Below are 9,602 nucleotides of genomic sequence, written 5' to 3'. Positions count from 1 at the left end.
GCCAAAATTTGAATCCAATTTGAGATTTTCAGTGAAAATGAATTCAGCTGAATTTATAATTAGTTTTAATTATTGTTATTTTTAAAAATAAGTATTTTATTTATTATTTGTATAATCTATGGTTTTGTAAAAAATAATAGATGTTTTAATTAAAAAATGACCTCCATAAATTAGATTTAAGCGAAAAATTTAATTCTTTCGACTCATTAATCATCTTTTGAAAAATAGTTAAAAATTAGTCTTTATTTTAACTTTAGCCTTTATTTCAGCGTATTTTTGACCTTATTAACAACAGTTTGTTTATAAAATTGGCAGATACATCCGTTTTGTATATTCTGACCTAAATTTTGATCCAATTGCAGATTTTTGAGAGATATGAACCTATAAATTTAAGAATCAATTTTAATTATTGAAATTGTATTTTTTTATTATTTAATTTATTATTTATAAAAACTATTATATTTTTAAAATTTATAGATTGTTTGTATTAAAAACAGCTTTCATAATTTAGTTCTAAGACGTTTTTTTATTTCTTCTATCTACTAACTCATTTATTGAATAATCGTTGATTTTGGGTCTTTATTTTAATTTTTGACCTTATTTTTCTCAGTTTAACGGGTTATTAACACGCAATTGTTTATAAAGTTCGTATTTTTATGCAAACGTCAAATAGGAGAAGTTTTTTTCGATAATTTGAAATCATAGTTGGGAATCGAAATTGAGTTGGGCTAAAGTTTAAAAATGAATAATTTTTTATTTTAGTTTTAATTCTAAACACGAATTCGTATCAGTTGTTTTATATTCTAATTTTTATTGTGACTTGATTTTGATAATACATCAATGTATCAGTATTTTTTCAAAGTGATTTCATAATGGTAAATAACATAGAATTATTTTTACTGATAATTTCAAATTTTGATCTTCATTTTTTGACTTCAAAAATTTAAGAATTTAAAGTTTATCTACTTATGAAAAATATCATTATTACACTATCGTTTTTATTTGCAAATATTGCAATAGGGCAGACCCATCAAATTACAAAACACAATGGGGAACAACTGGATGTTAATTTTATCAAACAGGAGAATGATCTAATTTATTATTCATTGAACGGAAGTTCTGAAGAACATAAAATTAGCAAGTATGCTGTTTCACAGTTAACCAATAAGCAAACAAAAGAATCAAAAAAAGTATCTGATAAAGTGGTGGTCGATTCTAAATCAGATTATAAATTGGTTACTGTTTTACCTCAGGAAAAGACAGTTGGTTTGAAACAGGTAGCTAATTTTAGTGGTGTCTCAACAAAGACAAAAGGAGAATCGCCAATCGCTAATAAAAATCAAACTGCAATGAGAGTCAAATCAAAGTTGGCTTCAAACGGATATCCGTTTATGAGCATTGTTGAAAAAGCAGATGGAAAGTATGAAGCTGTAGCTTATGCGTATTAAATTTAGTGTTAACTTTTATTAAATAACCTCAAGTCAGTATTTTATAATTTAAAAAAAGAGTACCTTTATTAATCATTTAAACGAAATATTATGTCAAAGAACTTAAATACTGTAGCAGCAATTTTAGGTGCTGCGGCCGCTGGTGCAGCGATTGGAATTTTATTTGCTCCCGACAAAGGATCTAAAACTCGTGCTAAACTTAAGGAAGGTTTAGATGATGCAACACATAATTTGAAAGATTCGCTTTCAGCAAGTTCTGAGGTTTTGCGTGAAAAATTTACACATGCAAAAGAAAATTTAGATGGAACTTATGGTGAATTACTTTCAAATATGAGTTATAAAACAGAAGAAGTAATTAGTTTTTTAGAAACTAAACTGGCTGATTTAAAAGCACAAAACGCTAAACTTCAGAAATAATAATCCAAGAAGCACAAAGCTTAGTATGATTTTATTGATTGTGTAGATTATTTTACTCTTTAGAATAATTGAACTACAATTTTTAAATCATGAGTTTTGTGCTTCTTTTTTTAATCAAATTATAATTATGGCTTTTGAAGAATTAAAAGAAAATACTGAAAATATTCAGGATCAGGCTAAAATTTATCTCGATAGTCATTTGGCCTACTATAAACTTTGGGGTTTTAAGGTTGCCATGAAGTCAACTACCTTAATTTTTAAGTTTACTTTGATTTTACTATGTGTTGGAATGGTATTACTTTTTGGATCTGTAGCAGCAGCTTTCGCTTTTAGTTACCTGTTTGGGAGTTATACATTAGGATTTCTAACGGTAGGAGGGATCTATCTTGTGGCCACAATATTGCTTTTCTTTGTAAAAGATAAGTTTGTTGAAGGACCAATTTTGGAAAAATTTTCAGAAATATTTTTTAATGATTAATTATGGAGACGAAAAAATATTCATCATATGCGGAGATCGAAAGAGATTTAGAAATTCTGAAGCTGGAGAAGGAGATTAATTATCAAAAATTAGTTTTAAGTTTCCAAAAAACAAAAGAGTCTATAACACCGCAAAGTATTGTAAACGGAGTTTTTTCTTCTTATAAAGAATACTTTTTTAGTTCTTATCCGCAAATTTTACAATCTATTTTACCGTTTATTATCAACTGGTTTATAAAGAAAAAAAGAGGCAAATGAGCCTCTTTCTTTTTGAATAATTATTTTACTTCTGGTTGAATGTCATCTTCATAACCTGATTGCTGTGGTTCGATTGGTTTTGGTTTTACAATTTTTTTATTGTTTTTCTTCATCATTTCACCAACCTGATTGGATGCCGTAAAAGAAGCAACCATATTGTTTAGCATATCACTTCCGGCTTGCGGAGAATTTGGTAATAGAATTAAGTTTGAATTAGCATCGGCACCAATCGCTTGGAGTGTATCATAATGTTGTGTGACTACAATTAGGGCAGAAGCTTCTTGAGAATTAATTCCAACATTGTTCAAAACTTCAACACTTTCTACAAGACCTCTTGCAATTTCACGGCGTTGATCTGCAATACCTTGCCCTTGTAAACGTTTACTTTCAGCTTCAGCTTTTGCTTTAGCAACAATTCTAATTCTGGAGCTTTCAGCTTCAAATTCAGCAGCAGTTTTTTCTCTGTCAGCGGCGTTAATTCTGTTCATGGCATTTTTTACCTGAATGTCCGGATCAATATCTGTTACCAAAGTGTTGATAATATCATAACCGTAAGTAGTCATTGCTTCATTTAGTTCTCTTTTTACCGCAATTGCAATATCATCTTTTCTTTCAAAAACATCATCAAGTTTTAGTTTGGGAACTTCGGCACGAACTACATCAAATACATAAGCAGTAATCTGATCATGTGGATATTCAAGTTTATAAAAAGCATCATATACTTTTTCCTGAATAACTTTAAACTGAACCGAAACTTTCATTTTGATAAAAACGTTGTCTTTAGTTTTGGTTTCAATAATAACATCCAACTGTTGAATCTTAAGATTAACACGTCCGGCCAATCGATCGACCAACGGAATTTTTAATTGCAAACCTGAATTTCTAACACTCAAAAATTTACCGAATCTTTCTATAATTACCGAAGATTGTTGTTTCACAGTAAAAAAGGAAGACATTAGTATGAAGAATGCCAGGACTAGAATAATAATAAATGCTGTGTTCATGGTGATACTTATTTAGTTTTTGATGTTGTAAATTACGAATATTCTTCCAATTTAAAATTTTAAAACATTAAAAAAACGCTAAGAACATTTGTTTGATGTTACTTAGCGTTTCTATAATTAAATGGAACTCTGCTTATAAAGTTGAAATTGCTTTCTGAATTCTCGAAATAGTTTCTTCTTTTCCAATGATTTCAACAATGTCAAATAGGTGAGGACCTTTAAGGGCTCCGACCAAACTCAAGCGGAAAGGTTGCATTACTTTACCCATTCCAATTTCATTTTTCGTTAACCAATCTTTTACGATAGTTTCAATATTGGCAGAAGTAAAATCTTCGATATTTTTAAGAACCGAAATTAATTCCTGCATCAAAGTTGGAGTTTCTTCCTTCCAGTTTTTGCTTGCTTTTTCATCATATGATGTAGGAGCCTGGAAAAAGAAATCCGTTAAATCCCAAAATTCTGATACGAAATGTGCACGTTCTTTAATAGAGGAAACAATTCTTGTCAGATCAAATTTAGAAATATCAATACCTTTTTCAGTTAGAATAGGAGAGAAGTCTTTCGCTAAATCTGCATCATTTTGTTTGATTAGATACTGATGATTGAACCATTTGTTTTTCTCAGGATCAAATTTAGCTCCAGATTTATGAACTCTATTCAGGTCAAAAGCTTCTACCAATTCTTCTAATGAAAATAATTCTTTGTCAGTTCCATCATTCCAACCTAATAGAGCAAGGAAGTTTACAACCGCTTCGGGGAAAAATCCTTTTTCTCTGTAACCGGAAGAAATGCCTTCTTCTGTTTTCCATTCTAACGGGAAGACAGGAAATCCTAATTTATCACCATCCCTTTTTGATAATTTTCCGTTTCCAACTGGTTTTAAAATCAAAGGTAAATGTGCAAATTCCGGAGCATCCCAACCAAAAGCTCTGTATAATAAAACGTGAAGAGGCATTGATGGCAACCATTCTTCACCACGAATTACATGTGATGTTTCCATCAAATGATCATCAACAATATTGGCTAGGTGGTATGTTGGCATTCCGTCACTTTTAAACAAGACTTTATCATCAAGTAAACTGGTTTCAAATTTTACATCACCACGTATGATATCTTTCAAATGTAAAGTTTCATCAACCGGAGTTTTAAAACGAATTACATAATGTTCGCCATTAGCGATTCTTTTAGCAACTTCTTCAGCAGAAATTACTAATGAAGTATCTAGTTTTTCACGAATAGTATGATTGTAAATAAATGTTTTTCCTTCGGCTTCTTGTTCTTTTCTCAAAGTATCTAAAGCTTCCGAAGTATCAAAAGTATAATACGCCCATCCGGAATTGATCAGTTGACTGGCGTAAGTTTGGTATAATTCTTTACGATCACTTTGTCTGTACGGACCAAATTTTTCATTTTTTCCAACAGTTTCTTCAGGAGCAATTCCTAACCATTCCAGTGCTTCCATAATATAAGCTTCTGCACCGGGAACAAAACGAGTTTGATCAGTATCTTCAATTCTTAAATAAAAAACACCATTATTTTTTTTTGCAAATAAATAATTGAATAGGGCAGTACGAACTCCGCCAATATGTAGTGGTCCTGTTGGACTTGGTGCAAAACGCACACGAACTTGCTTTGACATTTGTTTAAATTTTGATGCAAAGATACGACTCTAATTAGATAATTAGAAAATGACTTTAATTGTGATAATGACTTATTTGTAATACAATTGACTAATTATCGAATTGATCATTATATCATTAAAATTAGTACTTTTATAGGTTATAAATAAAACAGATTCACATTGAAAACAACATCTGCTATATACCAAAAGCTAGAAGCATTTATAAAAAAGTATTATACAAACGAATTGATAAAAGGAGGACTTCTTTTTATTGGTTTCGGATTGTTGTATTTTCTTTTTACACTTTTCATCGAGTATTTCCTATGGTTAAAACCATTTGGAAGAACCGTATTGTTTTGGTTATTTATAGGAGTAGAAGTTTTTCTTTTGTTTCGATTTATTTTATTTCCGGTTTTTAAGTTATTTAAACTTCAAAAAGGAATAGACTACAACCAAGCTTCGGCTATTATTGGAAATCATTTTACAGAAGTAAGTGATAAACTAACTAATTTTCTGCAATTGTCAGCTTCCGAAAGTTCGTCCGAAAGTTCAGAATTGATGATGGCTTCCATAGAGCAAAAAGCCAATTCTCTACAACCAATTCCTTTTGGGAATGCAATCAATTTTAAGACCAATAAAAAGTATTTGCCATTAGCAATTGTTCCGGTCTTGCTTTTTGCTGTGTTTTATATTTCAGGAAACAGCAATGTTATTTCTCAAAGTTTAAATAGAGTCGTACATTTTAATGCTACCTTTTTACCACTGGCACCTTTTAAATTTGTGGTGCTGAATCATAATTTACAAACAGAGCAGAACAAAGATTTCGTTGTCAAAATTGAATCTGTTGGAAAGGTGGTTCCGGAGAATGTGATGATTCATATTGGTAATGAAAGTTATTTTATGGAATCAGCTCAACCAGGAAAGTTTGAATTCAAAATTGAAAAACCGGTAGAGAATGTTTCGTTTTCTTTTGAAGGAAATTCTGTTTCATCGGAGGAGTATGAGTTAAAAGTTATAACAGTTCCTTCAATTGCCAACTTCGAAATGGTTCTTAATTTTCCATCCTATTTAAAAAGAAAATCAGAAACTATTCTGGGAACGGGGAATGCTATTTTGCCTGAAGGAACTTTGGTGACCTGGAAAATGAAAACACAATCAACTCAGGAGATTGTTTGGAGGGACGATAACTCAGTTTTTAAGTTTAATAAGGATGAAAATGAGTTTAAATTGACTAAAAACATCAGTCAAAATACAGAATATCAAATTCTTACATCGAATAATAAGGTTAAAAACTACGAAAAATTAGATTATCAGCTGTCAGTTATCAAGGATCAGCATCCAACAATCAATGTTGCACCTGCTCCGGATAGTTTAAAGTTAGATAAAAACTATGTTTTAGGAAGGTTAGGAGACGATTACGGCTTGTCTAAATTGCAGGTTGTTTATTACGAACGAAACAAACCAAACACTGCCAAGCGTGGAACAATACCGGTGAAGTCTGGAGTATTTGATCAGTTTGTTTTTAATTTTCCAAGTAATCTGGCGGTGCAGGAGGGAGTAGCTTACGAATACTATTTTGAAGTTTTTGATAACGATACGCCTCATGGATTCAAGAGTACAAGATCTTCTGTGTTCTCTGATCGTGTTTCGACTACGGATGAAATTCATGATTTGGAATTGCAACAACAGAATGCGAATATTAATAGTTTAGAGAAATCTTTAAAAAATCAAACCAAGCAATTTTCTGAAATAGATAAGATTCAGAAGGCAGGAAAAGAGAAAGACAATTTAGAGTTTAAAGATCAGCAGAAAGTAAATGATTTTATCAAACGTCAGAAACAACAGGATGAATTGATGAAGCAGTTTACAGAGAAAATGAATAAGAATTTAGATAAGTTTCAGTCTGATAAAAAAGACAAAACGGCTGATGATTTACAAAAGAGACTCGACAATGCAGAAAAGGATTTGGAAAAAAATCAGAAGTTAATGGATGAATTGAAGAGCTTAAATGATAAATTGAACAGCGAAGATTTGTTTGATAAGATGGAAAAATTCAAACAGATTAGTAAGAATCAATCTCGTAATTTGGAGCAATTGGTAGAATTAACCAAACGTTTTTATGTGTCTAAGAAAGCAGAACAGGTTGCTGAAAAATTAAACAAGCTTGCAGAAAAACAAGAACAACTTTCAAATAAAGACAAAGAGAATACACAGGATAAGCAGGAAGACATCAATAAAGATTTTGATAAAATCCAGGAAGATTTAAAGGATCTGAAAGAAGAAAATAAAACGTTAAAAGCTCCATTAGATATTCCATCTGATGCTTCGAAAGAAAAAGATGTAAAGAATGATTTGCAAAAAGCTTCTGAAGAATTGGGTAAAAAGAATTCGTCTTCGGCCAAACCAAAACAGAAGAGTGCTGCTAAGAAGATGAAAAGCATGGCCGAACAAATGGATGCTGGTATGGAAGGTGGAGAGCAGGAGCAAATGGAAGAAGATGTTGCCATGTTACGTCAAATTCTGGATAACCTTTTAGCGTATTCTTTATCTCAGGAAGATGTGATGAAACAGTTTAGAACTATGAAACTGGGGTCTTCGGCTTACACAAAGAATATTAAAATTCAACAAAACCTGAAACAGCAGTTTCGATATGTTGATGATAGTTTGTTTGCTTTATCACTTCGTAACCCTAAAGTGGCAGAAGATGTAACAAAGGAAATTGGTAATGTGCAGTACAATATTGATAAAGCGATTGAAAGTTTGAGCGATGTTCAGGTTCCAAAAGGAGTATCTCATCAGCAGTATGCAGTTTCTTCTGCTAATAAACTTGCCGATTTTTTAAGTGATTTATTAAACAACATGCAGATGTCTATGTCAAAACCGGGATCGGGAAAACCAAAACCTGGGGATGGACAAGGGATGCAATTGCCGGATATTATTCAAAAGCAAAAAGGGTTAGGTGATAAAATGAAAGAAGGAATGCAGTCGGGTAGTAAACCAGGAGATAAACCTGGGAATAAATCAGGAGATAAACCGGGCGAAGGAAAAAATGGTGAAGGTAAAGAAAGTAATGGTAAGGATGGTAAAGGTAAAAACGGTGATGGTAAAACTGGTCAGGGAAATAAAAATGGAAGTCAAAGTAATGGGGAGATGAAGGACAATGATGGAGAAGGAGATGCTGAGGCAATCATGGAAATTTACAAAGAACAAGTAAAATTACGTGAGGCCTTGCAAAAAGAACTTGTAAAAAAAGGACTAGATTCTCAAGGTAAATCTGTAATCGATCAGATGAAAGCTTCTGAAAAACAAATTTTGAATAAAGGTTTTAAGAATGAGAACTTGCAACGTATCCTTAATATTCAGCAGGAATTACTAAAATTAAACAACGCAGTTCAACAACAAGGCCAAGATACGAAGCGTCAATCTGAAACCAATAAGACTGAATTTCCTAATAGAACAAACGCATTGCCGAGTTCGTTACTGGAATATTTAAACAGTGTGGAGATATTAAACAGACAATCACTACCTTTGCGCTCGAATTTTAATCAAAAAGTTCAAGAATATTTTAATACAAAATGATCAATTTTAATTACGAAACCGAATTTACTTTAGACAACGAACAAGCTTTTTCTGATTGGATAAGTGCTGTTATCGTTTCTGAAAACAAAAACGAAGGAGAGATAAATTATATTTTTTGTGATGATGAGTATCTTCATAAGATAAATGTAGAATATCTGGATCACGACACACTAACAGATATTATCAGCTTTGATTACACTGTTGGCAACGAACTTAACGGAGATATTTTTGTTTCTGTTGAAAGAGTAGAAGATAATGCTAAAGATTTTAATGTTTCTTTTGCTGAAGAATTGAAAAGAGTTTTAGCGCACGGTATATTACATTACTGTGGATATAAAGATAAAAGTGATGCTGAAGCCGAGTTAATGCGATCTAAAGAAGATGAAAAAATCGCTATGTTTCACGTGGAACAGTAGCTTAAATTCTTTTTCTTGATTTTGTTTTATGTGTTCCACGTGAAACAAAATAGAAAAAAGAGAAAGTAACTTAAAGTGTTTCACGTGGAACATGTGAAAGGTGAAGTAGATTTTCGTGTTACGGAGAGTTTGTAAATGTTTCACGTGGAACAGAAAGAATACTGAGTTTGGAGATCTTTAATTGTTTCACGTGAAACAATAGGCTTGAAAAGCGCAAAGGTTTGAAAAAGTAAAGTGTTAGGTTTTAAATAGGTGTTTCTAGTTTGAGATTAAAAACTTGAATTTTGAAACCTGAAGCAAAATCCGCGTTCCACGTGGAACAAAAGAATGTAAAAATTAATTCTGAGGACCGCCTTAAACGGTTTCCAGAGAATAGTAAAAA

The 9,602-nt window shown here is 31.7% G+C and carries 8 protein-coding genes; 6 read left to right on the top strand and 2 right to left on the bottom strand.

Going from position 1 to position 9,602, the window contains the following annotated elements:
* Nucleotides 1–968 precede the first annotated feature (968 nt).
* The 4 genes from FLA105534_RS02855 (at nucleotide 969) to FLA105534_RS02840 (ending at nucleotide 2,600) form a co-directional block, all read left to right on the top strand.
* Nucleotides 969–1,448, top strand: coding sequence for a hypothetical protein (locus FLA105534_RS02855; RefSeq protein WP_173964536.1), 480 nt, complete (start codon nucleotides 969–971; stop codon nucleotides 1,446–1,448).
* Between the two features lie 90 nt (nucleotides 1,449–1,538).
* Complete coding sequence (locus FLA105534_RS02850; RefSeq protein ID WP_173964535.1) at nucleotides 1,539–1,865, top strand: YtxH domain-containing protein; 327 nt, start codon at nucleotides 1,539–1,541, stop codon at nucleotides 1,863–1,865.
* Between the two features lie 127 nt (nucleotides 1,866–1,992).
* Complete coding sequence (locus FLA105534_RS02845; protein WP_173964534.1) at nucleotides 1,993–2,343, top strand: competence protein; 351 nt, start codon at nucleotides 1,993–1,995, stop codon at nucleotides 2,341–2,343.
* A gap of 2 nt (nucleotides 2,344–2,345) precedes the next feature.
* Nucleotides 2,346–2,600, top strand: coding sequence for a DUF6327 family protein (locus FLA105534_RS02840; RefSeq protein WP_173964533.1), 255 nt, complete (start codon nucleotides 2,346–2,348; stop codon nucleotides 2,598–2,600).
* Between the two features lie 20 nt (nucleotides 2,601–2,620).
* Here FLA105534_RS02840 and FLA105534_RS02835 read toward each other — a convergent pair whose 3' ends face one another.
* Together FLA105534_RS02835 and gltX are read right to left on the bottom strand one after the other, a co-directional pair.
* On the bottom strand, nucleotides 2,621–3,604 hold the full coding sequence (locus tag FLA105534_RS02835) for an SPFH domain-containing protein (protein ID WP_173964532.1): 984 nt from the start codon (nucleotides 3,602–3,604) through the stop codon (nucleotides 2,621–2,623).
* 133 nt (nucleotides 3,605–3,737) lie between these two features.
* Nucleotides 3,738–5,243: a glutamate--tRNA ligase gene (gene gltX / locus FLA105534_RS02830; protein WP_173964531.1), complete on the bottom strand. Its 1,506-nt coding sequence runs from the start codon at nucleotides 5,241–5,243 to the stop codon at nucleotides 3,738–3,740.
* A 162-nt stretch (nucleotides 5,244–5,405) separates the two neighbouring features.
* Here gltX and FLA105534_RS02825 point away from each other — a divergent pair, with 162 nt between their 5' ends.
* Nucleotides 5,406–8,804, top strand: a complete 3,399-nt coding sequence (locus FLA105534_RS02825) for a coiled-coil domain-containing protein (RefSeq protein ID WP_173964530.1) — start codon at nucleotides 5,406–5,408, stop codon at nucleotides 8,802–8,804.
* Complete coding sequence (gene ybeY / locus FLA105534_RS02820; protein ID WP_173964529.1) at nucleotides 8,801–9,220, top strand: rRNA maturation RNase YbeY; 420 nt, start codon at nucleotides 8,801–8,803, stop codon at nucleotides 9,218–9,220. The genes FLA105534_RS02825 and ybeY overlap by 4 nt, the downstream gene beginning before the upstream one ends.
* Nucleotides 9,221–9,602 lie beyond the last annotated feature (382 nt).

The organism is Flavobacterium collinsii (genome assembly GCF_902804485.1).
GTDB classification, from domain to species: Bacteria; Bacteroidota; Bacteroidia; order Flavobacteriales; family Flavobacteriaceae; genus Flavobacterium; species Flavobacterium collinsii.
Note: the sequence above shows the minus strand (reverse complement) of the source record. Positions and strands in the feature narration are given on the sequence as shown.